Below are 23,463 nucleotides of genomic sequence, written 5' to 3' on the forward strand. Positions count from 1 at the left end.
TCCTACAGGGTGCCTCGCGGGGGCCTGGCAGGCCAGGCCCCCGCGAGTGAGTCAGTCGCCGACGACGCGGGCGCCGACGAGGACGCCGACAGCGTAGGTGCTGTAGGCGATTAGGAGGCTGAGGTGGCCGGGGTCTCCGGCAGCACCGTAGCCGATGACGAAGTCGCAGATGACGGCGAGACCGACGCCAGCAACGACGAAGTGCCTGTACTTCCTGATGAGGTTGGCCCAGTCGTCGTCACGGCCGAAGAAGCAGGCACCGATGAAACCACCGATGACGCCGGCGATGGTGACGGATCCGCCGCCGGCGATGGCCTTGTCCACGAAGACGCCAAGGTCGGCCCACCCCGCGGGAATGTAGCCCCAGGTTCGGTAGGCCCAGACGAGGTGCCCAACGTGGTCCAGCACCCCGACGAATCCTCCGAGGAGGAATCCGGCGAGGGCGCCGGCGAGAGTGCCGAGCGCGATCGCGATCCGCGCACGTGTCACGAATTTTCTCATGTTGTTCCCGGTTTGTGTGGGCGCCCGTGCTTCACCACGGGCGCCGGACTGTTTGGACAGAACCCGTGTGCTTCGCCACGGGCGCTGACCTCTACCGTGCCGAGCACGGCTCGCTTGGCCAGCCCACGAGCGTCGATCACGTTTGGTCGAGCAGCCGTCACGGATTGTCACACCTCTGCGTCATGCTGCTGTGCGGTGAGGAGGTCGGCATGGTGGACAGGACGGTCGGGGTCGGGCGGGAAAAGGTGCGGGCGGCTCTCGGGCTCGCGGTGTGGGAGGTGGAGCTGGCGGCGGAGACGGGCCTGCTGCGGCGGCTCCCGGATCGGAGTTTCGAGGCCGCGTCCGTCCGGGCGGCGTTGGACGATCCTGGGGGGTTCCGGCAGGGATTGGCGCAGGAGAGGCGCTGCAACGCCACCGAGTCCGCAGCGCGGCTGGGCATCAGCGTGCAGCGCTTCAAGCGGGTGGCGGCCGCGACGGGCCTGGTGCCGGTCGCCGGGGAGGACGTCCGCAAGTACGGCAGGGTGTTGCGTGTCGTCTACTACCGGGCGGGTGATGTCGATGCGCTCGCCGACCACGTCCAGGCGGACGTTGAACTGCGGGCCGCCGCGGTCGCGGTGTCGCGGGAGCAGGCGGCGCAGAAGGCCGCCGTGACCAGGAAACGGAACGCCGAACTCCGCAGGGAGGCGCGCACCGAGTTGGAGTCGCGGAAGCCTGCGGATGCGGAAGGTATCGAAAAGCTGAGGTGGGCGGTCGCCCTGATGCGAACCGCCGGGAGATTCCCGGCGCCGCTCCGGAGGCTCGCCCACGTGGAAGACGCTCCGACCGGGCAACTCGCCCATCTGATGCGCCAGGCGCGGCTGCGGGAAGACGAACTCGCGGCGATGCTGGAGGACGTCCTGCCTCGGGCCGCCCGTGCCACCGAGGGTCTCGCCGATCCTGACCAAGTCTCGGCGATGCTGGGCGTCTCCGCGTGGCTCGTCTCGCAGCACGTGCCGCATTTCGGGGGGCACGTTCCCGTCCCGGCGCTTCGGGAACTGGCCGGAGCCCCGCCGCCGTGGCTTCTCGCGGCGTGGGCCGATATCGAGTTCCAGCGGGCGTCCGTGGAAGTGGTGCGCCAGGACGAGAAGCAGCGGGAAGCCGTCCTCGATACGGCCGAGAGGGCGGCGTCGCGGCTCAGTGACGCCGGCGTGGCCGAATTACTGGGGCTGTCCAAGGAAGTGGTGCGGAGACTCAGGCCGGGCACGGGGCGCTGGAAGGCCGCGTACGTGGAGCAATTGCTGCGGCGGCGACCGGCGTGGTCGCTCAGCGAGGAGGCGGCCTGGGCCGAGGCGGAACGATGTCGAAGGAGAAGAGAACGCCGCGAGCAGCGACGGGGGCAACGCAAGCCGGGCTGACGACGGACGTGGGCGGGTGTGTTCGGCATGTCGGAGACTCGGCGCGACCATCGAGGGGCCACGTAATTGAGTGCGGTCCTGGCGTCGGCGTCAGGTAGCGTCCGGGCTGGGGTTTGGAGGGCATGAAGGTCGTTGTGGATGATCTGGGCGGGGCGGAGATCGCCGCGTTTCTGCAGGAGCATGTCGAGGAGATGCGGGCGATCACGCCTTTGGAGAGCAAGCACGCACTCGACCTCGACGCGCTGCGGAAGCCCGAGGTGACGTTCTGGTCGGTGCTGGACGGCGGGGCGGTCGTCGGGTGCGGTGCCATCAAGAAGCTGGACGTGGAGCATGCCGAGTTGAAGTCGATGCGCACCACGTCGGCGCGCAAGCGGAGCGGGATCGGGTCGCTGCTGCTGGAGCACATTCTCGGCGAGGCGCGGGGCATGGGGTTCACGCGGGTGAGCCTGGAGACCGGGTCGGCGGACTTCTTCCTTCCGGCACGGCGGCTCTATGAGAAGTTCGGGTTCGGATATTGCGAGCCCTTCGCGGATTAACGGTCCGATCCGAACAGCGTGTTCATGACGCGAGTGCTGTGAATCGGATTCAGGCGCGGGCGGCGATGTGGTCGACGATGTGGGCGGCGTCCGCGCCCACGCCGGCGAAGACCGAGGACGGTTCGGAGTGCAGCCAGCGCAGTCCGACGGCGTACAGGCCGGGGTGTTCGGTGACGCCTCTGACGTGGCGCGGGTATCCCCACTCGTCGAAGACCGGCACGTCCACCCAGGAGAAGTCGAGGCCGAAGCCCGTCGCCCAGACGACCGTGCCGATGCCGGCGGCGTCGAGGTCGAGTTCGGTGGCGGTGTCCGGGGTGTAGGTGTCGGCGGGCGGACGGTCGTCAGGCGGCGCGTCGATGCCGGCGGCGGCGATGTAGGCGTCGAAGAGGGGACGGAACTCCTCGTCGAAGTGCGTTTCGGCGAACGCGAGGCGTTCGCCGAGGTCGTCGCTGAAGCGCACGACGGCGCCGTCCGCGGACTCCAGGCGGCCGTACAGGTGCACGCCGCGCCGGGCGAAGGCGCGGAGGCTGATGTCGTGGCCGCCGTCCTTGCCGGACACGTGCGGGTCGCAGCCGAAGCGGTCGGCCGGGGACGGCAGGTCCGCCACCGTCGGGAACGGGACGCCGACCTCCGCGCCGTGCAGGAAGGCGTGCAGCAGCCACCAGATGGAGTCGCGGCCCCGGTAGCGGCGGGGGACGGCGAAGCAGCCGGAGACGGCCAGGTGGACCTCGCGTCCGGCGTCGTGGAGTTCCTCCGCGATCTGGGTTCCGGACTGCCCGGTGCCCACGACGAGCACGGCGCCGTCCGCCAGCTGGGCGGGGCGCCGGTAGTCGGCCGAGTGGAGTTGCCGGACGTGGGCCGGGAGCCGCCGGGAAGCGGCCGGGATCTTCGGACGCTGGTACGGGCCGGTCGCCAGGACGACGTTGCGCGCGGAGATCGCACCTGAGGACGTGTGCGCGACGAAGCCGCCGTCCAGGGCGGACAGCCGGGTGATCTCCACGCCCAGACGCACTGGTGCCTCGATCATGGACGCGTACGCGGTCAGGTGGTCGACGACGTCGGCGCGTGCCATGAAGCCGTCCGGGTCGGGGCCGTCGTAGGGCATGCCGGGCAGCAGCAGGGTGAAGTTCGGGGCGACGAGATGGAGGCCGTCCCAGCGGTCGTTCCAGCCGCCGCCGAACCGGTCCCGGCGGTCGACGACGAGGTGGCCGACGCCGGCCCGGGTCAGGTGGTGGCTGGTGGCCAGGCCCGCCTGCCCGGCTCCGATGACCAGCGTGCCGATCTGTTCCATGACGGTCCTCCCCGTTCGCGCGCTTTACGCAGGACGCTAGGCGCGGGCGGCCGTCCGCCGCGTCGGGAGGATTCGGCATTTCACCCGGAACCGGGATGGGCAGATCTGTGCAGGTCGTGCTCGTAGGCGTAGGCCGTGGCGGCGGCCCGCGAGGGCAGGCCCAGCTTCCCGAGGATGTTGCTGACGTGGCGGGCCACGGTCTTCTCGCTGAGGAACAGGTCGGCGGCGATCGCCCGGTTCGTCCGTCCGGTCGCCACGAGCGCCAGGACCTCCGTCTCGCGGGCGGTCAGCACGCCCGACGCGGAGGCGCCCGACAGCGCGTCGACCGCGGCGGCGTCCGGCTCGGCGCCCAGCTGCCGGAAGATCCACCGTGCCGCGTCCAGTTCCATCGCGGCGCCGTCCTCGTCGCCGAGCCCCCGGCACGCCAGCCCCGTCAGGACCCGGACCCGCGCCGACTCGTACGGGACGTCCAGCTCCCGCCAGCCCGCCCACGCCCGGCGCGACTCGGCGAGGGCGGCCCGGGCGTCGCCCTCCGCCAGCAGGACGGCGGAACGCGCCTGACCGGCCGCCGCCCGCAGCAGCGGCGCGCCGAGACCGGCGGCGAGCCCCGACAGCTCGTCGGCGGCGGCACGCGCGGCGGGGACGTCGCCGGCGGCGAGCATGATCTCCACGCAGGCGGTGAGCGTCCCGGCCCGCGATCCGGGGTCGGACTCCTCACCGGCGACGCGGCGGATCGCCGCCGACGCCGCGTCCGTCCGGCCCTGCGCGAGGCGGAGCAGCGCCAGCCCGGGCTGCGGTTCGCGGCCCAGCCGGCTCGCCGTCCGGTAGAGCTCCTCGGCCTCGCCGAACCGGCCGCGGAGCCGGTGCAGCTCGGCCTGCCGGTAGTGGGCCGACCCGGCCGCCGGGTCGCCCGGGCGGCCGCCGAACACCTCGCAGGCGCGCCGCAGCTCCTCGGCCGCGTCCGGCCAGGCGCCGTGCAGCTGCATGATCTCGGCCCGGTGCACCAGGCACTGGCCGCGGAACGGCTCCAGGCCGGGCTGGGAGTCGCACCAGCGGGTCAGCGCCCTCGTCCACTCCGTGGCGCGGCGCACGTCCAGGGTCTCCCCGCACGCCTCGATCAGGCTGCAGTAGACGTTCCCGGCGACGATCGGCGACACCTCCCCCGCCATGACGGCGACCATCACCTCGTCGAGCAGCGCCACCCCGTCGACGGTGCCGCCCAGCCGGATGAGGGCCCGGCCCTCCACCTGCCTGGCGAGGACGACGAGGTCGGGATCGCCGAACCGCTCGCCGATCCCGGCCGCGCGGGCCGCCAACTCCCGGCCTTCCCCGGCGTCGCCGCCGACGACCCGCTGCTGCCCGGCGGCCACCAGCAGGTAGCCGCGCTCGGCGCAGTCGCCGCCGGCGTCGTCCAGCAGTCGCCCGGCACGCGCGAGCCAGCCACCGCCGAGTGCGGCGTCTCCCCCGGTCAGCAGCTCGAACGCCAGCCAGAACGCGCATCGCGCCGCCCGCGCCGGGTCACCCCGCCGGGCGAGAAGGTGATGCGCGCGTTCCCAGAGCTCGACGCTGTCGGCCTCCCGGCCGGTCAGGTAGGCGGCCGTGGCGAAACGTTCGAGGTCCGCCGGTTCGAGCGGCGCGTCCCGGTCCGCGTCGGCCAGGTGCGCGCACGCGTCCGCCCACCGGCCCGCGGCGAACGACCGCCGCCCCCGCTCCAGGACGTCAACCGTGGTCACACCTCCACCCCACCACACGAACCGTCCGCCGACCACGCCCGCAGCCCGGGCCGGACGTCCCCGGAGCCAGCATGATCGACGTGGCGTCCGTGTCCGCGGCCGCCGTCGGGACGCTCGTGACCTGGCCTCTCCTGGCCACCGTCAGCGGCGAGCCCACTCAGGGCGATGTCGTCACCGCGGCCTTGGCGGGCATCCTGCTGGGCGTCGCCGCCGGTGTGAACACCGCCGCGGTCGACGTCACCGCGCCGCCGTCCTGAGCCGGGGACGGGTGGAATCGACGGTCACCGGCACCCTTGCTCTAACTCTGGTGTGTGCGGCACGCGGGCTCGGGCGGCGCCTTCTTGAGCAACGTCGGTGGTGGTCATCCTGCCCGGAGGCCGGACGGTCCTCCTCGGAGGACTGGCGTCATCCACGTGCCCGCAAAACGTCGGGCCTGTCGCCAGCATAAAAACAAAATGCCGAACATCAAGCCTGCCCGGAAACGCTCCTGGCTCGCCATCGCCGTACTCGCGATCCTCGTGGGTGCCATCGCGGCCTCGATCTCCATCCGCCCGCACGGCGAACAGCCGGGTCCCTTCCCGCCGGCCATCACCAAGCCGCCCTCGTCCAACACATCGGGCGCCGGCGAGCCCTCATCCGCGGCGCCGACCACCGAACCCGCCGCCACCTCGCCCACGCCGTCGGCCACCGGCACGTCCGACCCGGCGGACGACGGGGGCATCGTGGTCGCCAAGTTCGACGACAAGGCCGAGGGCCCGTACCTCGTCCTCGCCCCGGCGGACGCCGACCCGGCCAGCCTGGAGAAGCTGGTGCTGAACGACAGCCTGCGGGACCTGGGCAAGGTTCAGACCTGGCTGCCGTACCACGACAAGCTCTGGAAGGTCAGCGTCTCCCAGGACGTCTACAACAACTGCCAGGCGTTCAAGTCCAAGGCGGACTTCGCAGAGCGCGCGCAGCAGCAGACGTATCCGACCTGCGCGGACACGTCGAAGTCGACCACCCGGTGACGAGCCGGCCGGTCTGAGTGGTGATCCCCGGGGCCTGTTCGGCCTCGGGGATCACTTTTGTGCGTCCGCAGTCGCCCCCCGGCTCGGCCTTGTCCGCGGAGCGCGGGCGGCGGAGAGGGCGGCGGACAGGAGTCCCTTGGCGGAGGCCGCCAGGAAGGTGGCCCAGTCGAAGTAGTCCCGCCAGAGGGTGATCTTGCCGTCGTGGACCTCGAAGGTGCCGCAGACCCAGAACTCGGCTCGCCATGAGCCCTTCTCCAGGACGTCGGTGCGTTCGGTGAGGACGACCGGGCCGTTGGCGGCGATGCTGTGGACGCGGGCCTCGAAGCCGGTGCCGTGGCGGGCCATGGCGCGCAGGGTCCGCTCGACGGCGGGCAGGCCGCGAGCCGGGGGAAGCGGGACGTTCTGGTAGGTCATGCCGGGGGCGGCGTGGCCGAGGGCCCGGTCGATGTCCAGCTCTTCGAGGGCGGCGAGGAATTCGGTGACGGTCTGGATCTCGGTCATGGCGTCCCTCCGCGGGTCGGGAGGACCACGGTAGTGCGGGAGAATCGGGGCATGCGGTTCGGCATCTTGGGGCCCGTCGAGGTCTGGGCGGACGGGGCGGTCGTGCCGGTGGGCGGGCCGCTGGTGCGGGCGTTGCTGGCCATGCTGCTGCTCGACGCGGGACGGGCCGTCCCGGGCGAGCGCCTCATCGACGGGCTGTACGGGGAGGAGCCGCCGAGCGGGGCGGCCAACGCGTTGCAGTCGCAGGTGTCGCGGCTGCGGCGCGGCCTGAAGGACGCGGGGTCGGTCGAGGGGCTGCCGACGGGGTACCGGATCGTCGTCGATCGCGAGGACGTCGACGTGCACCGGTTCCAGGAGCTGGCCCGGGACGCGAGGCAGGCCCTGGCGGGCGGGCGGCACGAGGCGGCGGCCGGGCTGTTCGAGGAGGCGCTCGGCCTGTGGCGCGGGCCCGCGCTGGCCGATGTGGGCGCGCCGTTCGCCGGGGCTCAGGCGGCGCGGCTGGAGGAGGAGCGGGCCTCGGTCGTCGAGGAGTACGCCGAGGCGCGGCTGAAAGGCGGAGACCCGGGGGCGGTGGTCTCCCCGCTGCGCGAACTAGTGGACGCGCAGTCGTTGCGGGAGCGGGCCCGGGCGCTGCTGATGCGGGCCCTGCACGGGAGCGGACGGCAAGCGGAGGCGCTCGCGGTCTTCGAGGACGGGCGGCGGATCCTGGCCGACGAGCTGGGAGCGGACCCGTCCAAGGAGCTGGCGGACGTCCACATGGCGATCCTGCGGGGCGATCTGGAGACGGCGCCGGAGGCCGTCCGGGCGAACCTTCCGGCGCAGCTCACCAGCTTCGTCGGGCGCGAGGAGGAGCTGCGGCGCGTCGGGAAGATGCTCGCGGACGGGCGGCTCGTCACGCTGCTCGGCCCGGGGGGCGCGGGCAAGACGCGGCTGGCGATCGAGGCGGCGGGGCGGGAGGGCGGCGACGTCCGCTTCGTCGACCTGGCGCCCGTCGTCGCGGGCGAGGTGCCGAAGGCGCTGCTCGGGGCGTTCGGGCTGCGCGAGGGCGGGATGCGGCCGATGCCCGGCGAGCAGCCGCCGGACGCGGTGGAGCGGCTGGTCACGGCGCTGGACGGGCGGCGGGTGCTCCTCGTCCTGGACAACTGCGAGCACGTCGTCGCACCCGTCGCTGACCTCGCGCACCGGCTGCTGAGCGCCTGCCCGGAGCTGCGGGTGCTGGCCACCAGCCGGGAGGCCCTGGCGATCACGGGTGAGGCGCTGCGCCCGCTGCCGCCGCTGGAGCTTCCGCCCGAGGGCACCCCGGCCGGGGAGATGCCGGGGTATCCGGCCGTCCGGCTGTTCCTCGACCGGGCCGAGGCGGTCCGTCCCGGGTTCGCGGTGGACGACGGCAACGCCGGCGCCGTGCTCCGGATATGCCGGGCGCTGGACGGGCTGCCGCTGGCGATCGAGCTGGCGGCGGCGCGGCTGCGGTCGCTGCCGGTCGCGCAGGTCGCGACCCGGCTGGACGACCGGTTCCGGCTGCTGTCGCGCGGGAACCGGACGGCGGCGCCGCGCCACCAGACGCTCCGGGCGGTCGTCGAGTGGAGCTGGGACCTGCTGGACGAGGCGGAGCAGACCCTCGCGCGGCGGCTGACGGTGTTCTCCGGAGGTCTCACGCTGGACGCGGCGATGGGCGTCTGCGACCTGGACGACGCCGACGAGCTGCTCGTCGGGCTGGCCGACAAGTCGCTCGTACAGAGCGACGGGACGCGCTACCGGATGCTCGACACCGTGCGGGCGTTCTGCGCCGAGCGGCTGGCCGAGGCCGGGGAGAAGGAGCGGTTCGAGCGGGCGCACGCGGAGTACTTCGCCGGGCTCGCCCGGCGGGCGGACCCGCACCTGCGCGGCGCCGCGCAGCTGGAATGGCTCGACCTGCTCGCCGCCGACCACGGCAACCTGCACGCGGCGCTGCGGCGGATCCTCCGGCCGGACCCGGCGCTCGCGCTGCGGCTGATCGCGTCGCTGTCGTGGTACTGGTGGCTGCGCGGACGCGTCGAGGGTGCGCCGCTGGCGTCCGAGCTGCTGGACGTCGTCGGCGTCGACCCGCCGGACGGGCTCGACGAGGAGTACGTCCTGTGCGTCGCGAACGCGGTGTCGGGCGGGATCACCGGCGAGTACGCGGTGGCGTGCCTCGACCATGCCGCGGACCTGCTGCGCCGGATCGACCGCCCGCTGCGGTACCCGGTCGCGATCGTCCTGTGGGCGCTGACCGCCGGGCCCGACCGCACCGACCTCGCCGTCTTCGCCAAGCAGGTCGGGGACGACCCGTGGACGCGCGCGCTGGTCAGGATGAGCGACGGGTTCCTCGCCCAGTTCGGCGGCGACCTGGACGAGGCGGAGAGGGCGTGCGGCGAGGCGGTGCGCGGCTTCCGGGCCTGCGGCGACCGCTGGGGCACGGCCAACTCGATCGACCCGCTCGCGCAGGTGGCGGACTTGCGCGGCGACCGGGAGCGGGCCCTCGCGCTGCTGGACGAGGCGCTGGAGCTGCTCGAGGAGCTCGGCGCCCTGGAGGACACCGCCGACATCCTCTACCAGCGCGGCCTGGTCCGCATCCACGCCGGTGACCTGGAAGCGGCGCGGGCCGAGTACGAGCGCGGCATCGAGCTGGCCCGCCGCGCGGGCACCCCGGACAAGATCGCGGGCGGCTACCTGGGGCTCGGCGAGGTCGCGCGGCTGCGCGGCGACGCCGCCGGAGCGCGCCGGCTGTACGAGACGGCGCTGACCGGGTACACGTCCGAACGCTTCATCGCCGCCGCCGTGCGGGGCTCGGCGCTGGTCGGGCTGGGCCGGCTGGCGACCGGCGAGGGCGACCTCGGGCGGGCCCGCGCGCTGTTCGCCGAGGCGCTGGACATGTCGCTCGACCACCCGATCTTCGCCTATCGCGCGGCCGCCACCACCGGGCTCGCCGGCATCGCCGCGGCGGAGGGGGACGGCGAGCGCGCGGCGGTCCTGCTCGGCGTGGGGAGGACGCTGCGCGGCATCACGCTGGCGGGCGATCCGGACGTCGAACAGGTCTCCTCCTCCGTGCGCGCCCTGCTCGGCGAGGAGGCGTACGAGGAGGCGTTCGGCAGGGCCGCCGCGCTCCCCCGCGACCAGGCCCTCGCCGTGCTGCGGGAAGACCGGCCGGGCCTCTCGCGAGAGGACTAACCCCCGCAGGAGCAGGTCGGCCGCTGACGGCCCGCGGTCCGCGCTGTCAGCGCGCGGTGCGGGGACGGTCAGCGCGGCGGGCGAACGTTGCGGGCATGAACACCTCAGCCCGCAAATGGAGCACCTTCGCGATCTGCCTGCTGGTCGCGATCGTGCCGAACATCGACCTGACCGCGCTGAACCAGGCGATCCCGCACCTGAGCGCGGACCTGGACCCCTCGTCCACGCAGATCCTGTGGATCGCCGACGCCTACGGGTTCGCGCTCGCCGGCCTGCTGATCACCATGGGCGGGATCGGCGACCGGATCGGCCACAAGAGGCTGCTGCTGATCGGCACGGCGGTGTTCGCCGCCACGTCCGCCGTGACCGCCTACGCGCCGAACGCGGAGCTGCTGATCGCGGCCCGCGCGCTGCTCGGCGTGGCCGGGGCGACGCTGATGCCGTCCTGCCTGTCCCTGCTCCGCCGCGTGTTCACCGAGCCGAAGGAGCGGACGATGGCGGTCGGCGCGTTCGCCGGTGTCGGCGGTCTCGCGGTCGGGCTCGGGCCCGTCATCGGGGGCGCGCTGCTGGACCACTTCTGGTGGGGCTCCATCTTCATGATCAACGTGCCGATCATGGCGGTGGCGTGCCTCGCCGGCGCGGCCGCGCTGCCCGAGTCGCGCAACCCCGTCCCCGGACGGCTCGACCTGCTCAGCGTGCCGCTGTCGGTGGCCGGCGTCCTCGGGCTCGTGTACGCGATCAAGGAGGCGGCGGCGCACGGGCCGGACGAGGTCCGGATCTACGTGTCGGCCGTGGTCGGCGTGCTCGCCGTCGCCGCGTTCCTCGTCCGGCAGGGCCGCCTCGCCGAGCCGCTGATCGACATCCGGCTGTTCCGCCGGGCCGCGTTCAGCGGGTCGGTCGTCACCAACATGTTCGCGATGTTCGCCCTGGTCGCCCAGTCGCTGATCTTCTCGCTGTTCTTCCAGCTCGCGCTCGGCTGGTCGCCGCTGAAGTCGGGCCTGGCCGGGCTGCCCGGCGCGGCGGGCGCCATGATCGGCGGCGCCGCGCTGGCCCCGCCGCTGATCAACGCGCTCGGCCGGGCCCGGGTCGTCGCGGCCGGGATGCTGCTGTCCGCCGGCGGCTTCGCCATCTTCCTGATCATCGGGCTGGACACCTCGTACTGGACGATGCTCCCGGCGATGCTGCTGTCCGGCATCGGGATGGGGATGGGGCTGACGGTCACCGCCGACACCGTCCTCGCGTCCGTCCCGAAGGACCGCTCCGGCGCCGCGTCGGCGATCTCCGAGACCGCGACCGAACTGGGCGGCGCGCTCGGCATGGCGATCCTCGGGAGCGTGCTGAACGCGGTGTACCGGAACGTCCTGGACCTGCCCGCGGGCGTTCCGGCGCCGGCCGCGTCCGCCGCCCGCGACTCGCTCGGCGCCGCCCTCCAGGCGGCCGCGAACCTGCCGGGGACGGTGGCCGCCCAGGTCGCCGCGGCCGCGCGGACCGCCTTCGTGGACGGCATGCACGCCGCCCTCCTGTGCAGCGCCGCCTTCGCCGCCCTGGTCGCCGTCTTCGCCCTGATCACCCTCCGCAACGTCCCCAAGGTCATCCCGGAGAGCGAGGAGGCCGAGCCGGTCACCGTGGGCTGACCGCCCGATCCCGCCCCGGGCCGGGGCGGGATCGTCCCGTCGGCCGGGGTCGTAAATGTGATATCACTTTGCTATGTTGGTGATAACGGATCACGAGGAGGACGGGATGGCCGACACGACGGCGAAGGTGGACATGCCGCGGCCGAAGATCGCGGAGCGGCCGGCCGCGGACCGCGGCGGGTGGGCGATGCTCGGGATCGCGGTCCTGCTGCTGGCGGTGGGCACGGCCGCGGTGTTCGCCGCGGCGGCGGTCGGCGGGGGCGCCGCGATCGCGACGGGCGTCACGGCCGGATCGCTGCTGGGGCTGGCCGGGCTGGTCCTGGCGGCGGGCCTCACCGCCGTGGCGCCCGGCGAGGCGCGGGTGCTGCAGCTGCTCGGGCGGTACAAGGGCACCGTCCGCCTCGACGGGCTGCGTTGGGTGAACCCGCTGACGAACCGGAGCCGGGTGTCGACGCGGATCCGCAACCACGAGACCGGACTCGCCAAGGTCAACGACCTGGACGGGAACCCGATCGAAATCTCCGCTGTGGTGGTGTGGCAGGTCGCCGACACGGCGCGCGCCGTGTTCGAGGTCGACGACTTCGTGGAGTTCGTGGCGTTCCAGACGGAGGCGGCCGTCCGGCACATCGCGGGCAGCTTCCCCTACGACGCGCACGACCGGACGTCGCTGCGCGACAATGCCGACGAGATCACCGCGCAGCTGTCGGAGGAGCTGGCGCAGCGCGTGGCGTCCGCCGGCGTGGAGATCATCGAGTCGCGGATCACCGGGCTGGCGTACGCGCCGGAGATCGCGCAGGCGATGCTGCGCCGGCAGCAGGCGGGCGCGGTGGTGGCCGCCCGGCAGCGGATCGTGGAGGGCGCCGTGGGCATGGTGCAGCTCGCGCTGGAACGGCTGGACGAGGAGAACGTGGTCGATCTGGACGAGGAGCGCAAGGCGGCGATGGTCAGCAACCTGCTGGTCGTGCTGTGCGCCGACCGGGACGCCCAGCCGATAGTGAACACCGGCTCGCTCTACCAGTGACGGAACGCAAGAAGGTCCTGCTGCGGCTCGACCCCGCCGTGCACGACGCGCTGGCCCGGTGGGCGGGGGACGACCTGCGCAGCACGAACGCGCAGATCGAGTTCCTGCTCCGGCGGGCGCTCGCCGACGCGGGACGGATGCCGGGGACGGCGCGGCGGATGCGCGGGCCCGGCCGTCCGCGCAGGGCCCGCAACGGGGAAGACGAGGAGAACCCGCCGCCCGGCGGGGGCGAGGACCAGCCATGATCGATGTTCCCGATTCGCTGCCGGCGCGGATGTACCTGCTGGCGTACGACCTGCGGAAGCAGAAGATGACCAAGGGGGGCGCGGAGCTCGGCTACGTGCTGCGGGCGGCGGCGCTGACCGAGCTGTACCTGGACGGGCGCCTCGGCGAGGAGCGGCGCAAGCCCGTTCCGGGGACGCCGGGCGACGACCCGTACGGCGTGCTGGCGCAGATCTCCGCGTCGCGGCCCCGGTCGTGGCAGCACTGGGTGCGCAAGGACGGCAGGGCCCTCGTGCAGACGGTCCGGGACGAGCTGGTGCGCGGCGGCTGGATCAAGGTGAGCACCCGCCGGGTGCTCGGGCTGTTCCCGCGCCGCCGGGTCACGGTGAAGGACCCGCGGGTCGTCAAGGAGCTGTGGGGCGGGGCGTCGTCGGCGCTGCGAGGACGTCCGGTGGCGCACGTGAACAGCTACGACGCGGCGGCGGTGGCGCTGGCGGCGGCGGGCGAGCTGAAGAGCGTCCTGCCCGGGGCGGACCGGCGGCGGCACAAGCGGCGGATCGAGGAGCTGTCGGCCCGGTCCGGGCCGGCGGCGGACGCGGTCCGCAAGGCGATCCGCCAGCGCGCCGCCGCCGGCTGAACTCACTCGACGACCAGCTCCACCGGGATGTTGCCCCGGGTGGCGTTGGAGTAGGGGCAGACCTGGTGGGCTCGTTCCACCAGGTCGCTGCCGTTCTCCAGGTCGTCGGGCAGCTCGATCCGCAGGACGACGGAGAGCCCGAACCCGCTCTCGACGCTGCCGCCGATGCCGACCTCGGCGGTGACGGAGACGTCCCGGACGTCCTGCCGGGTGGCGCGCGCGACGGCGCCGAGGGCGCTGGCGAAGCAGGCCGCGTAGCCGGCGGCGAACAGCTGCTCGGGGTTGGTGCCGTCACCGCTGCCGCCCATCTCTCGGGGGATGGCGAGCGGCAGGTTGAGGCGCCCGTCGGAGCTGACGGCCTTGCCGTCGCGTCCGTTGGCGGTGGCCACGGCGGTGTAGTGGGTGTCCATGCGTCCTCCTTGAGTTGCCACCAATTCAATTGCGTACAACCAATATACGGCAAGTGCGGGTTCCTACAACTTCGAGGGGTGCGAACTTGTATCGGGCGCGAGCGGCGGCGGGCACGGCGCCGCCATAGCCTGCTCGGACATGGACCCTGAACGCCTGATCTACCCGCTGATGAAGTACGTCGTCATGGGACCCGCGATGCGCGTCGCCTTCCTCCCCAAGGTGAGCGGGCTGCGGCACGTCCCGCGGATCGGGCCGGTGATCCTCGCGGCGAACCACCTGGGGTTCCTCGACTCGTTCGTCCTGCCGCTGATGGTGCCGAGACGGGTCTACTTCCTCGGCAAGCACGAGTACTTCACCGAACCGGGCGTGAAGGGCCGCGCCACGGCGACGTTCTTCCGCAGCGTCGGCGCGATCGCCGTCGACCGGTCGGGCGGGCGGGCGGCGCTGGACGCGCTCGACACCTCGGCGGCGGTGCTGGAGCGCGGCGGCGTGTTCGCGATCCACCCCGAGGGCACCCGGTCGCCGGACGGGCGGCTCTACCGGGGCCGGACGGGCGTGGCGCGGCTGGCGATGCGGACCGGCGCGCCCGTCGTCCCGGTCGCGATCGAGGGCACCGACCGGGTGCAGCCGCGCGGGCAGGCCGTCCCGCGGCCGGGACGGATCGGGCTGCGCATCGGCGCGCCGATGGACTTCGCCGGACGGGACGCGGGCGTCCCGCGCGGCAGGGCGGCCCGGCAGGTCACCGACGAGATCATGGAGGCGATCCAGCGGCTGTCGGGCCAGGAGTACGTCGACGACTACGCGCCCAGGCCGGTGGCCGCCCACACGCCGCCCCCCGCCTGACCGCCCGCATGTTTGAGCGTGACCGAAAGGGCACGATTCAAGGGGACGGATGGAGATGATGTGGAAATCACCATGGACCTCCTGCTCCCCCGGGACGCCGCGAGCGTCCCGGCGACGCGGAGGCTCCTGGCCGCGGCGCTCGCCGCGCTCGGCGTGGAGGACCACATCCGGGGCGACATCGAGATGATGCTGACCGAGGCGTGCACCAATGTGATCAAGCACGCCGAGCACGGCGCCGACTACACGGTGCGGGCCATGATCCAGGACCGCCGCTGCGTGATCAAGGTGATCGACTCGGGCGCCGGGTTCGACGCGGAACGCGTCCCGCGGCCCGATCCGGTGGCGGAGCACGGGCGCGGGCTGCTGATCATGCGGACGCTGGCCGACGACGTCCGGTTCAGCTCCTTCCCCGAGGAGGGGGCGCTGGTCGCGCTGGAGAAGCACCTGACCTACGGCGAGGACAGTCTCGGCGGGCTGCTCACGGCCGGCAACCGGGTCCCCGTCATGACCGGCGCCGACCCGGAGACCGACGACGCCGCCGCCCGGCTGTTCGAGCTGGCCCGGGACGGCGACACCGAGCGGCTCGTCGGCTACGTCGACGCCGGGGCGCCCGTGAACCTGTCCACCGACAGGGGCGACACGCTGCTGATGCTCGCCGCCTGCCACGGGCACCCCGAGACCGTCCGGGCCCTCGCGGGGCGGGGCGCGGACCCGGACCGGGCGAACGACCTCGGCCGGCGTCCCCTCGCGGGCGCGGTGTTCAGGAAGGAGACGGGCGTGGTGCTGGCCCTGCTGGACGCGGGCGCCGACCCGCGGGCGGGGTCGCCGTCCGCCGCCGACACCGCGCGGATGTTCGGCCACACCGAGTTCCTCGCGTGGTTCGACGAGTACGCTCCCCCGCCCGCGTAACGGCGTGACTCAGCGGCGCACGCGCAGGACCAGCGCAGCCACCAGCAGAGCGGCGGCGGCGAAGACCGCGCCGGTCGTGAACGCGGCGTCCATCCCGGCCACGACGTCGTGGCCGGAGGACGCGGAACCGTAGGTCGTGACCATGGCCGCCGAGCCGAGCGATCCGCCCGACCACAGCATGGTCTGGGCGACGCCGGACGCGGCCCCCGACTGCTCCGGCTCCACGCTGGCGAGGATGGTCGCGTTCAGCGGCAGGACCGCCATCCCGCCGCCCGCGCCCATGAGCATGAACGGCACGAGCAGCCCGCCGGCGTAGCCGTCCCCCGGCGAGAGCCGCGTCAGCCACAGCAGCCCCGCGGTGAGCAGGACGGTGCCGGTGACGACGAGCGGCTTCGCGCCGAGGCGCTGCATCACCCGCGGCGCGGTCCGGACGACCGCGAACTGCATCCCGACCATCGGCAGGAACGCGGCGCCGGCGCGCAGCGGCCCGTAGCCGAGCACCTGCTGCAGGTACTGGGTGAGGAAGAAGAACGCGCCGAACATCCCCGCCGCCAGGCCCAGCTGGGTCAGGTAGGAGGCGGCCCGGTCGCGTCCGGTCAGCAGCCACAGCGGCATGATCGGCTGCCTGACGCGGGCCTCGACCGCCACGAACGCGGCGAGCAGGACGGCCGCGGCGCCGAACGCCGCGAGCGCCCGGCCGTCGCCCCAGCCGTCCTCCCCGGCCCTGATCAGCGCGTAGACGAGCGCGGTCATGCCGAGCGTGGACGCGACGGCGCCGCCGAGGTCGAACCGGCCCGGCCTGCGCCGCGTCCCGGAGAGGACCCGCGGCGCGACCAGCATCAGGACGAGGCCGACGGGGACGTTGACGAAGAACACCCAGCGCCACGACCCGGCCTCGGTCAGCACCCCGCCGACGATCATGCCGACGGCGGCGCCCGCGCCGGTGACCGCGGAGAAGACGCTGAGCGCCCGGACGCGGGCGGGGCCCTGGAAGTTCGTGGCGATCAGCGCCATCGCGCTCGGCGCGGCGACGGCCGCGGCGACGCCCTGCAGGGTGCGGGCGGCGAGCAGCCACCAGCCGGCGTTCGCGAGCCCGCCGAGCAGCGACGCGGCGGTGAACAGCGCGATCCCGGCGGTGAAGGTGCGGCGGCGGCCGAACACGTCCCCGGCGCGCCCGCCGAGGAGCAGCAGCCCACCGAATGCGAGCATGTAGGAGTTCTGGATCCAGGCGAGCCCCCCGGTGGACAGCCCGAGGCCCTGCCTGACCTCCGGGAGCGCGATGGTGACGACGGAGGTGTCCAGGCCGATCATGAGCTGGCAGCCGACGATGACGGCCAGGATGATTCCTGGACGATGATGGAGTGGCGGTGCGGTCTTCCCGGGAGCGGCGAACTCCCGGGGTGCGGCCGTCCGCTCGTTGGACGCGGTCAAGTCGGACCTTCCCGAGATTTAAGGAACGGCGAAGTACACTATGTGGGGAACGTATCACCGATTCGCACGAAAGAGAACGCTAGCGTTCACTATTTTCGGGACCGTGTCATGACCCCGGCCACCCGCCGCCGCGGCGGCGACCTGGAGGCGGCGATCTTCGACGCCGTGTTCGCGCAGCTGGAGACGGTCGGCTACCGGAGGCTCACCATGGAGGGCGTCGCGACCGCCGCCCGCACCGGGAAGGCCGCCATCTACCGGCGCTGGCGGTCCACGGACGAGCTCATCGCCGACGCGCTCAGGCACGTCCTGCCGGAGTCGCCGGCCGCGCCCGCGACCGGCAAGGTGCGGGAGGACGTCCTGCAGATCCTCACATGCCTGCGCGACACGATCGTCGCCTGCCGCGGCGCCGCGTTCAGGGTGCTGAAGGAGGAGACCGAGGAGGGCAAGGGCCTCCTGCACGACGTCATCCGCGACCGGCTGTCCCGGCCCATCCGCGACCTGCTGTTCCAGGCGCTGGAGGAGGCGGCGGCGCGCGGGGAGATCCGTCCCGCGGCGGCGACCCGGCAGATCGCCGACGTGGGCCCCGCCGTGATCGTCTACCGCAACCTCACCGAGGGCGACCCCTTGACCGACGACTATCTGGTCTCGGTCGTCGACGAGATCGTGATGCCGATCGTCCGCCCCTGACGAAAGTCGGGGTGCGCGGCAGCCGTTGGACCATGATCGGGGACGGGCCCGGGCCGCGAGGCTACGGGCATGCGATCACCTGCACAGCGGCTTCCGTTCGCCGTTGCCTTCGTCCTGGCCCTGTCCGCCTGCGGCACGTCCGCGAACGCGGCGCGAACGGCCGCCACACCCCCGGCCTCGTTCGGGCTGCCCCGGCCGACCGGCCCGTCCAAGGCCATCGGGACGACCGAGCTGCACCTGGTGGACGCCGGGCGTCCCGATCCCTGGGTGCCGGGGCGGACCCGCGAGCTGATGGTCAGCGTCTGGTACCCGGCGGCCCGGTCTTCCGCACGGACCGCGCCCTATCTGCGTCCCGGGGTCGCGGCGGCGCTTGAGCAGGTCGACGCGCTCGGCGTGTTCAAGGCCGGGACGGTCGACTGGCGGAGCGCCCGCACTCACGCCGCCGAGTCCGCCCCCGCCGACACGCGCCACGGCGCCCGGCCCGTCGTCCTGTACTCCCCCGGTTTCGGGGTCCCCCGCGCCCTCGGCACGACGATCGCCGAGGAGCTGGTCAGCCGCGGATACGTCGTGGTGACCGTCGACCACACCTACGAGACGGCGCCGGTGGAGTTCCCCGGCGGGCGGGTCGAGCCCCAGCGCCTGCCCGGGCAGGGGCCCGAACGGCTGAAGACCGCGCTGGACGCACGCGTCCAGGACACGCGGCTCGTCCTCGACCGGCTCGCCGTCCTGCGCGGCGGGCGCAACCCCGACGCCGAGGGACGGGCCCTGCCGCCCGGCCTCGGGCGGATCCTCGATCTCTCCGAGGTGGGCATGGTCGGGCATTCCGCCGGCGGGATCGAGGCGGCCGAGACGATGCGCGTAGACCGCCGCCTGGACGCGGGCATCGACATGGACGGCACCATGCAGTACGGCGAGAACGACTTCGTGCAGGTCGCCCGCACCGGGCTCGACCGTCCGTTCATGCTGATGGGGGCCGCGTCGGGCGGCTCCCCGCAGACGCACCGGACCACCCCGTCCTGGGGTTCGTTCTGGCGGCACTCGACGGGCTGGAAGCGCGATCTGAACGTGCCCGCCGCGAGCCACTACTCCTACACCGACGTCCAGGCCGTCCTGCCCGCGCTGGACGAGAAGCTGGACATCCCGGCGCAGGACCGCGCCGCCCTCGTCGGGACGGTCGATCCGGCGCGGATGACCGCGTCGGTCCGGGCCTACGTCACCGCGTTCTTCGACCGGGCACTGCGCGGCGAGCACCGGCCGATCCTGGACCGCCCGTCGCCTCGGTACCCCGATGTCCGGTTCATCCGCTGAGCGTGGAGCCCTCGGGCAGGATGATCTGGCGGCGGGGGTAGGGGATCCCGATGCCCTCCTTCTGGAAGCGGCGGTGCAGGCGCTTGACGAACTCGTGCTTGATCCGGAACTGGTCGCCGAACTCACCGGTCCGCAGGATGACGGTGAAATTGATCCCCGACTCGGCGAACGTGTGGAAGCGCACCAGGATCTCGGCGTCCTTCACGCCGCCCTCCACCTCGCTCATGACCTCCTGGCCGACCTCGATCACCATGCTCTCGACCTGCTCCAGGTCGCTCTCGTAGGCCACGCTGGCCTGGAGCAGCAACGACATGTCCTGCGCGGGACGGTGGTAGTTGGTGAGGATCGTGTCGGAGAACCGCTGGTTCGGGATGACCTCGATGTTGTCCGACAGCGTCCGGATGGAGGTGTTGCGCCAGTTGATGTCGACGACGTACCCCTCCTGTCCGGAGGACAGCTTGATGTAGTCGCCGGGCTCGATCGTCTTGGACGCGAGGACGTGCACGCCCGCGAACAGGTTGGCGAGGGTGTCCTGCAGGGCGAGCGCGACCGCGAGACCGCCGACGCCCAGGGCGCCGAGCAGCGGCGTGATCGACACGCCGACGCTCTGCAGCATCACCAGGATGCCGACGCCGAGCACCACCACCCGGGTGATGTTGGCGAAGATCGTCACGTTGGCGGCGACGCCCTGCCTGGCCAGCGCGATCGAGCTGACCGACGCCGCGATCAGCCGGGCCAGCGCCAGCGAGATCACCAGGATCGTGAGGGCGGTCAGCACCTTGGCGGCCACGTCCAGCGTGCCGTCCGGCGGGTGCAGCACCTTCACCGCACTCCACAGGCCGAGCAGCACCGCGAGGGGCATCGCGAGGTCCCGGATCAGGCGGGCGCCCAGGTCGTCCCACGCCCACCGGGTGTCGCCCGCCCGGAGGAACAGCCGGCCGGTCAGCAGCCGCAGGACCACGGCGATCGCGATCGCGGCCACCATCACGGCGGCGGCGCCGACGACTCGCTGCCAGGTCAGATCGCCCAGGTCACCCATGACGCGAGAAACTCTCCCTCCGGCCGGACGGCCCGGCCACTGCCCGTCAAATCCCGTTTTGCGTGCTTATGCGCCCCCGATCGTAGTGAAACCCGGGAGCGGTGCGAGGGACATCACGGAGATGTGGCCGGGAGGCTCGGGCTACCCGCCGGTACGATCGATCAAGTGGTAGGCGTGGGAATGATGCGCCGGCTCGGGGTCACGGCGCTGGGATTGCGGAACGGCCCCCACCGGGTGACGGTCGAGCGCGACCTTGAGGTGCCCACGGCCGACGGCGTGACGCTGCTGGCCGACCGGTACGCCCCCGCGGACGTCGAGAAGGCGCCGACGGTGCTCGTCCGCTCGCCGTACGGGCGGCGCGGGCCGTTCGGGCTCATGTGCGGGCAGGCGTTCGCGTCGCACGGGTTCCAGGCCGTGGTGCAGAGCGTCCGCGGCGGCTTCGGGTCCGGTGGCGTCTTCGAGGCCCTCGACGAGCGCGAGGACGGCATCGCCACCATCGGGTGGCTCACCTCGCAGCCGTGGTTCGGCGGGACGTTCGCGATGCACGGCCCGAGCTACCTCGGCTACGTCCAGTGGGCCGTCGCCGCCGAGGCCGGACCCGAACTGAAGGCGCTGTCGATGCAGGTCACCGCCTCCACGTTCCGCGACGCGGTGAACGTCGGCGGCACCTTCGCGCTCGAATCCGCGCTCATCTGGGTGGACCTGACCGCGCGGATGAAGAACTCCCTCTCGGGCATCACGACCGGCATCATGTCGCCGCGCCGCGCCCGGCGCGCCACCCTGTCGGGACGTCCGCTCGCCGAGCTCGACCGGCTCGCCACCGGTGAGCAGCAGCGCTTCTTCCAGGATCTGCTCGTCAACGGCCCCGACACCCCGTTCTGGGACAAACGCGACTTCAGCCCCACCGTCTCCCAGGTCACCGCGCCGGTGAACATGACGGGCGGCTGGTACGACATCTTCCTGCCCTGGCAGATGAAGGACTACGCCGCCCTGCGGGCCGCCGGGCAGCGCCCGTACCTGACGATCGGCCCCTGGTTCCACGCCGACCAGCGGATGATGCGCGGCTCGGTCGCCGACGCGGTCAAGTGGTTCCGCGCCCATCTCCTGGACGACCCGTCCGAGCTGCGCGACCAGCCCGTCCGCCTCTTCATCACCGGCGCGGACGAATGGCGCGAGTTCCCCGACTGGCCCGTCCCCGGGATGCGCGAAGAGCGCTGGCACCTGCACCCCGCGGGCGCGCTGTCCCCTGACGCGCCGCCCGAATCCGAGCCCGACACCTACCGGTACGACCCGAACCACCCCACCCCGTTCCTCGGCGGCCCCACCCTGCTCGGCGAGACCCACCCGTCCACCGACCAGAAGCGCCTGGAACGCCGCCAGGACGTCCTGACCTACACCTCCGCCGTCCTGGACGACGACCTGGAGATCATCGGCCCGGTCACCGCCGACCTGTACATCCGGTCGAACCGCGAGCACACGGACTTCGTCGTCCGGGTGTGCGACGTCACCCCGGACGGCGAGTCCCTCAACCTCTGCGAGGGCATGCGCAGTCTCGTCCCCGGAACCCCGGAACCCGGCCCCGACGGCGTCCGCCGCGTCGCCCTGGAGCTATGGCCGGCCGGCCACCGCTTCCGCCGCGGCCACCGCGTCCGCGTCCAGGTCGCCAGCGGCGCCTACCCCCGCGTGGCCCGCAACCCCGGCACCGGCGCCCCCATGGGCACCGCCACCGAGATGCTCACCGCCGACCAGGAGATCTTCCACTCCCCCGCCCACCCCTCGACGATCACCCTCCCCATCGTCCACTGACCCCAACATCAAGGGCAAAGGACCCAGCGAGCGCCAGCGAGCGGAGCCAGCCCCGCGGAGATGAGCGCCGCCCTACGGCGGACGCAGCGAGCGCCAGCGAGCGGAGGCAGTCCCCGTGAAGATGGGCGCCGTGCTACGGCGGACGCAGCGAGCGCCAGCGAGCGGAGGCAGTCCCCGTGAAGATGGGCGCCGTGCTACGGCGGACGCAGCGAGCGCCAGCGAGCGGAGGCCGCCTTATCTGCTGGCCCGGAGGGCTTCCAGGGCCTTGTCCGCGTGGGTGTTCATGCGGATCTCGCTCTTGATGACCGCGAGGACGCGGCGGTCGGTGCCGATGACGAAGGTCTGGCGTTTGGTGGGCATGAGGGCCAGGCCGCGTTTGACGCCGAATCGGGCGCGGACGTCGCCGGACGGGTCGGACAGGAGGGGGTAGCCGAAGGAGTGCTTGTCGGCGAACTCCTTCTGCTTGGCGACCGGGTCGGCGCTGATGCCGACGGGATGGGCGCCCACCTCGGCGAGTTCGGCGACCAGGTCGCGGAAGTGGCAGGCCTCGGCGGTGCAGCCGGGGGTCATCGCGGCCGGGTAGAAGAACAGGACGACCGGGCCCTTTTCCAGCAGGGTCGTCAGGGTGCGGGGTTCGCCCGTTTCGTCGGGCAGCTCGAAATCGTCAACGATGTCACCGACGTCCATGGGACGAACCTAGCCGAGGAGATCGCATATGTCCCGGGGCGTCCAGTGGCCGCGGGCGCCGGGGCGCCGGGCCAGATAGGACGCGGCGCGTTCGGCGGACCAGCCGTGCGCCTCGCGCAGGCCGTGCCCGAGCATGGTCAGGTAGGGGGCGGTGGGCGCGTTCGGCGGGTGCGGCGCCGGCGCGGTGAAGGTCAGCATGGGGTGGCCCGCGCGTTCGCCGACCTTCAGGACGGTCTCGTAGCGGCCCGGGCCGAGACGCTGGCGGCCATGGGCGATGGCTTCGGAGAGGTCGTGGTCGGCGCCGATGTCGCGGCGCATCTCCTGGGAGAGGACGTCGCAGAACTGCCGGCGGGTCAGCAGGTAGGCGCGGGCGGCGGCGCGTCCCGGAAGGGCGGGGTCGTAGAAGGCCATGCCGCCGCCCCAGGTCAGCGACGTCAGCGCGAAGTAGATGCCGCCCGGCATCGTGACCGGATGCTCGGCGCCGGCGGGACGGGGGTCGCGGCAGCCGGTGTAGTGGCGGGCGCCGCCGCGCGGACGGCCGCCGGAGAGGTAGCAGCGGAATCTTTCGCGGTGGAGGTTCGAGCCGTACGCCACGTACCAAAGGGGTTCGTCATCCATCGGGTCCAGTATCCCCGCAGGTCGGCGGTGACATGCGCGGTCCGCCGGGGTTTGGAATCCG

23 protein-coding genes are annotated in these 23,463 nt (G+C 73.0%); 14 read left to right on the forward strand and 9 right to left on the reverse strand.

Features of this window, described 5'->3' with window-relative positions; translation table 11 throughout:
* Positions 1-51 precede the first annotated feature (51 nt).
* A complete protein-coding gene (locus ACQPZP_RS28610) occupies positions 52-489 on the reverse strand; it encodes a hypothetical protein (protein WP_433472822.1) in 438 nt (145 codons plus the stop codon).
* A 221-nt stretch (positions 490-710) separates the two neighbouring features.
* Here ACQPZP_RS28610 and ACQPZP_RS28615 point away from each other — a divergent pair, with 221 nt between their 5' ends.
* Both ACQPZP_RS28615 and ACQPZP_RS28620 read left to right on the forward strand, forming a co-directional pair.
* Entirely contained in the window at positions 711-1,895 is a 1,185-nt protein-coding gene (locus ACQPZP_RS28615) for a hypothetical protein (protein WP_433472823.1), read from the forward strand.
* Between the two features lie 122 nt (positions 1,896-2,017).
* Positions 2,018-2,431: a GNAT family N-acetyltransferase gene (locus ACQPZP_RS28620; RefSeq protein WP_433472824.1), complete on the forward strand. Its 414-nt coding sequence runs from the start codon at positions 2,018-2,020 to the stop codon at positions 2,429-2,431.
* Positions 2,432-2,480: 49 nt separating this feature from the next.
* Here ACQPZP_RS28620 and ACQPZP_RS28625 read toward each other — a convergent pair whose 3' ends face one another.
* Both ACQPZP_RS28625 and ACQPZP_RS28630 read right to left on the reverse strand, forming a co-directional pair.
* Positions 2,481-3,722 (reverse strand): flavin-containing monooxygenase, encoded by a 1,242-nt coding sequence (locus tag ACQPZP_RS28625; RefSeq protein ID WP_433472825.1) that lies wholly within the window; start codon positions 3,720-3,722, stop codon positions 2,481-2,483.
* 80 nt (positions 3,723-3,802) lie between these two features.
* The gene (locus ACQPZP_RS28630) at positions 3,803-5,455 is read right to left on the reverse strand and encodes a LuxR C-terminal-related transcriptional regulator (protein WP_433472826.1); all 1,653 of its coding nucleotides are present in this window, start codon (positions 5,453-5,455) and stop codon (positions 3,803-3,805) included.
* A gap of 71 nt (positions 5,456-5,526) precedes the next feature.
* On the opposite strand from ACQPZP_RS28630, the gene ACQPZP_RS28635 reads away from it, so the two are divergent.
* Positions 5,527-5,712, forward strand: a complete 186-nt coding sequence (locus ACQPZP_RS28635) for a hypothetical protein (protein WP_433472827.1) — start codon at positions 5,527-5,529, stop codon at positions 5,710-5,712.
* Positions 5,713-5,910: 198 nt separating this feature from the next.
* Positions 5,911-6,462, forward strand: coding sequence for a hypothetical protein (locus ACQPZP_RS28640; protein ID WP_433472828.1), 552 nt, complete (start codon positions 5,911-5,913; stop codon positions 6,460-6,462).
* 51 nt (positions 6,463-6,513) lie between these two features.
* Here the strand turns inward: ACQPZP_RS28640 and ACQPZP_RS28645 are convergent, their stop codons facing one another.
* On the reverse strand, positions 6,514-6,963 hold the full coding sequence (locus tag ACQPZP_RS28645) for a limonene-1,2-epoxide hydrolase family protein (protein WP_433472829.1): 450 nt from the start codon (positions 6,961-6,963) through the stop codon (positions 6,514-6,516).
* A 51-nt stretch (positions 6,964-7,014) separates the two neighbouring features.
* On the opposite strand from ACQPZP_RS28645, the gene ACQPZP_RS28650 reads away from it, so the two are divergent.
* The 5 genes from ACQPZP_RS28650 to ACQPZP_RS28670 all read left to right on the forward strand — a co-directional run bounded on the left by ACQPZP_RS28650 (position 7,015) and on the right by ACQPZP_RS28670 (position 13,663).
* Positions 7,015-10,149 (forward strand): BTAD domain-containing putative transcriptional regulator, encoded by a 3,135-nt coding sequence (locus tag ACQPZP_RS28650; RefSeq protein WP_433472830.1) that lies wholly within the window; start codon positions 7,015-7,017, stop codon positions 10,147-10,149.
* A gap of 95 nt (positions 10,150-10,244) precedes the next feature.
* Positions 10,245-11,783: an MFS transporter gene (locus ACQPZP_RS28655; RefSeq protein ID WP_433472831.1), complete on the forward strand. Its 1,539-nt coding sequence runs from the start codon at positions 10,245-10,247 to the stop codon at positions 11,781-11,783.
* 106 nt (positions 11,784-11,889) lie between these two features.
* The gene (locus ACQPZP_RS28660) at positions 11,890-12,804 is read left to right on the forward strand and encodes an SPFH domain-containing protein (RefSeq protein WP_433472832.1); all 915 of its coding nucleotides are present in this window, start codon (positions 11,890-11,892) and stop codon (positions 12,802-12,804) included.
* Entirely contained in the window at positions 12,801-13,049 is a 249-nt protein-coding gene (locus ACQPZP_RS28665) for a hypothetical protein (protein WP_433462432.1), read from the forward strand. The genes ACQPZP_RS28660 and ACQPZP_RS28665 overlap by 4 nt, the downstream gene beginning before the upstream one ends.
* Positions 13,046-13,663: a GOLPH3/VPS74 family protein gene (locus ACQPZP_RS28670; RefSeq protein ID WP_433472833.1), complete on the forward strand. Its 618-nt coding sequence runs from the start codon at positions 13,046-13,048 to the stop codon at positions 13,661-13,663. Before ACQPZP_RS28665 ends, ACQPZP_RS28670 begins: the two co-directional genes overlap by 4 nt.
* Positions 13,664-13,665: 2 nt before the next feature.
* On the opposite strand, the gene ACQPZP_RS28675 is transcribed toward ACQPZP_RS28670, so the two are convergent.
* Positions 13,666-14,073 carry an organic hydroperoxide resistance protein gene (locus tag ACQPZP_RS28675; RefSeq protein WP_433472834.1) on the reverse strand — a complete coding sequence of 136 codons (408 nt, stop codon included), beginning with the start codon at positions 14,071-14,073 and terminating at the stop codon, positions 13,666-13,668.
* Positions 14,074-14,212: 139 nt separating this feature from the next.
* Between ACQPZP_RS28675 and ACQPZP_RS28680 the strand changes: the two genes are divergently transcribed.
* Together ACQPZP_RS28680 and ACQPZP_RS28685 are read left to right on the forward strand one after the other, a co-directional pair.
* Positions 14,213-14,917 (forward strand): lysophospholipid acyltransferase family protein, encoded by a 705-nt coding sequence (locus tag ACQPZP_RS28680; RefSeq protein WP_433472835.1) that lies wholly within the window; start codon positions 14,213-14,215, stop codon positions 14,915-14,917.
* Positions 14,918-14,977: 60 nt separating this feature from the next.
* Positions 14,978-15,826, forward strand: a complete 849-nt coding sequence (locus ACQPZP_RS28685; RefSeq protein ID WP_433472836.1) for an ATP-binding protein — start codon at positions 14,978-14,980, stop codon at positions 15,824-15,826.
* 9 nt (positions 15,827-15,835) lie between these two features.
* On the opposite strand, the gene ACQPZP_RS28690 is transcribed toward ACQPZP_RS28685, so the two are convergent.
* Complete coding sequence (locus ACQPZP_RS28690; protein WP_433472837.1) at positions 15,836-17,257, reverse strand: MFS transporter; 1,422 nt, start codon at positions 17,255-17,257, stop codon at positions 15,836-15,838.
* A gap of 108 nt (positions 17,258-17,365) precedes the next feature.
* Here ACQPZP_RS28690 and ACQPZP_RS28695 point away from each other — a divergent pair, with 108 nt between their 5' ends.
* Both ACQPZP_RS28695 and ACQPZP_RS28700 read left to right on the forward strand, forming a co-directional pair.
* The gene (locus ACQPZP_RS28695) at positions 17,366-17,944 is read left to right on the forward strand and encodes a TetR/AcrR family transcriptional regulator (protein WP_433472838.1); all 579 of its coding nucleotides are present in this window, start codon (positions 17,366-17,368) and stop codon (positions 17,942-17,944) included.
* A gap of 69 nt (positions 17,945-18,013) precedes the next feature.
* Positions 18,014-19,252 (forward strand): alpha/beta hydrolase family protein, encoded by a 1,239-nt coding sequence (locus ACQPZP_RS28700; protein WP_433472839.1) that lies wholly within the window; start codon positions 18,014-18,016, stop codon positions 19,250-19,252.
* On the opposite strand, the gene ACQPZP_RS28705 is transcribed toward ACQPZP_RS28700, so the two are convergent.
* Positions 19,242-20,291, reverse strand: coding sequence for a mechanosensitive ion channel family protein (locus tag ACQPZP_RS28705; RefSeq protein WP_433472840.1), 1,050 nt, complete (start codon positions 20,289-20,291; stop codon positions 19,242-19,244). The genes ACQPZP_RS28700 and ACQPZP_RS28705 overlap by 11 nt on opposite strands.
* Positions 20,292-20,456: 165 nt before the next feature.
* On the opposite strand from ACQPZP_RS28705, the gene ACQPZP_RS28710 reads away from it, so the two are divergent.
* The gene (locus ACQPZP_RS28710; protein ID WP_433472841.1) at positions 20,457-22,097 is read left to right on the forward strand and encodes a CocE/NonD family hydrolase; all 1,641 of its coding nucleotides are present in this window, start codon (positions 20,457-20,459) and stop codon (positions 22,095-22,097) included.
* Positions 22,098-22,331: 234 nt separating this feature from the next.
* On the opposite strand, the gene ACQPZP_RS28715 is transcribed toward ACQPZP_RS28710, so the two are convergent.
* The gene (locus ACQPZP_RS28715) at positions 22,332-22,784 is read right to left on the reverse strand and encodes a peroxiredoxin (RefSeq protein ID WP_433472842.1); all 453 of its coding nucleotides are present in this window, start codon (positions 22,782-22,784) and stop codon (positions 22,332-22,334) included.
* Positions 22,785-22,793: 9 nt separating this feature from the next.
* The gene (locus ACQPZP_RS28720) at positions 22,794-23,402 is read right to left on the reverse strand and encodes a histone deacetylase (RefSeq protein WP_433472843.1); all 609 of its coding nucleotides are present in this window, start codon (positions 23,400-23,402) and stop codon (positions 22,794-22,796) included.
* Positions 23,403-23,463 lie beyond the last annotated feature (61 nt).

The sequence above is a fragment of the Spirillospora sp. CA-142024 genome (genome assembly GCF_050942325.1).
Classification (GTDB): Bacteria; Actinomycetota; Actinomycetes; order Streptosporangiales; family Streptosporangiaceae; genus Spirillospora.

Coding starts and splice junctions, on each gene's coding strand:
- ACQPZP_RS28645 (WP_433472829.1), bottom strand. CDS start 6,963: ATGACCGAGATCCAGACCGTCACCGAATTCCTCGCCGCCCTCGAAGAG.
- ACQPZP_RS28620 (WP_433472824.1), top strand. CDS start 2,018: ATGAAGGTCGTTGTGGATGATCTGGGCGGGGCGGAGATCGCCGCGTTT.
- ACQPZP_RS28625 (WP_433472825.1), bottom strand. CDS start 3,722: ATGGAACAGATCGGCACGCTGGTCATCGGAGCCGGGCAGGCGGGCCTG.
- ACQPZP_RS28660 (WP_433472832.1), top strand. CDS start 11,890: ATGGCCGACACGACGGCGAAGGTGGACATGCCGCGGCCGAAGATCGCG.
- ACQPZP_RS28615 (WP_433472823.1), top strand. CDS start 711: ATGGTGGACAGGACGGTCGGGGTCGGGCGGGAAAAGGTGCGGGCGGCT.
- ACQPZP_RS28720 (WP_433472843.1), bottom strand. CDS start 23,402: ATGGATGACGAACCCCTTTGGTACGTGGCGTACGGCTCGAACCTCCAC.
- ACQPZP_RS28715 (WP_433472842.1), bottom strand. CDS start 22,784: ATGGACGTCGGTGACATCGTTGACGATTTCGAGCTGCCCGACGAAACG.
- ACQPZP_RS28670 (WP_433472833.1), top strand. CDS start 13,046: ATGATCGATGTTCCCGATTCGCTGCCGGCGCGGATGTACCTGCTGGCG.
- ACQPZP_RS28675 (WP_433472834.1), bottom strand. CDS start 14,073: ATGGACACCCACTACACCGCCGTGGCCACCGCCAACGGACGCGACGGC.
- ACQPZP_RS28700 (WP_433472839.1), top strand. CDS start 18,014: ATGCGATCACCTGCACAGCGGCTTCCGTTCGCCGTTGCCTTCGTCCTG.
- ACQPZP_RS28705 (WP_433472840.1), bottom strand. CDS start 20,291: ATGGGTGACCTGGGCGATCTGACCTGGCAGCGAGTCGTCGGCGCCGCC.
- ACQPZP_RS28695 (WP_433472838.1), top strand. CDS start 17,366: ATGACCCCGGCCACCCGCCGCCGCGGCGGCGACCTGGAGGCGGCGATC.
- ACQPZP_RS28655 (WP_433472831.1), top strand. CDS start 10,245: ATGAACACCTCAGCCCGCAAATGGAGCACCTTCGCGATCTGCCTGCTG.
- ACQPZP_RS28650 (WP_433472830.1), top strand. CDS start 7,015: ATGCGGTTCGGCATCTTGGGGCCCGTCGAGGTCTGGGCGGACGGGGCG.
- ACQPZP_RS28635 (WP_433472827.1), top strand. CDS start 5,527: ATGATCGACGTGGCGTCCGTGTCCGCGGCCGCCGTCGGGACGCTCGTG.
- ACQPZP_RS28680 (WP_433472835.1), top strand. CDS start 14,213: ATGGACCCTGAACGCCTGATCTACCCGCTGATGAAGTACGTCGTCATG.
- ACQPZP_RS28640 (WP_433472828.1), top strand. CDS start 5,911: ATGCCGAACATCAAGCCTGCCCGGAAACGCTCCTGGCTCGCCATCGCC.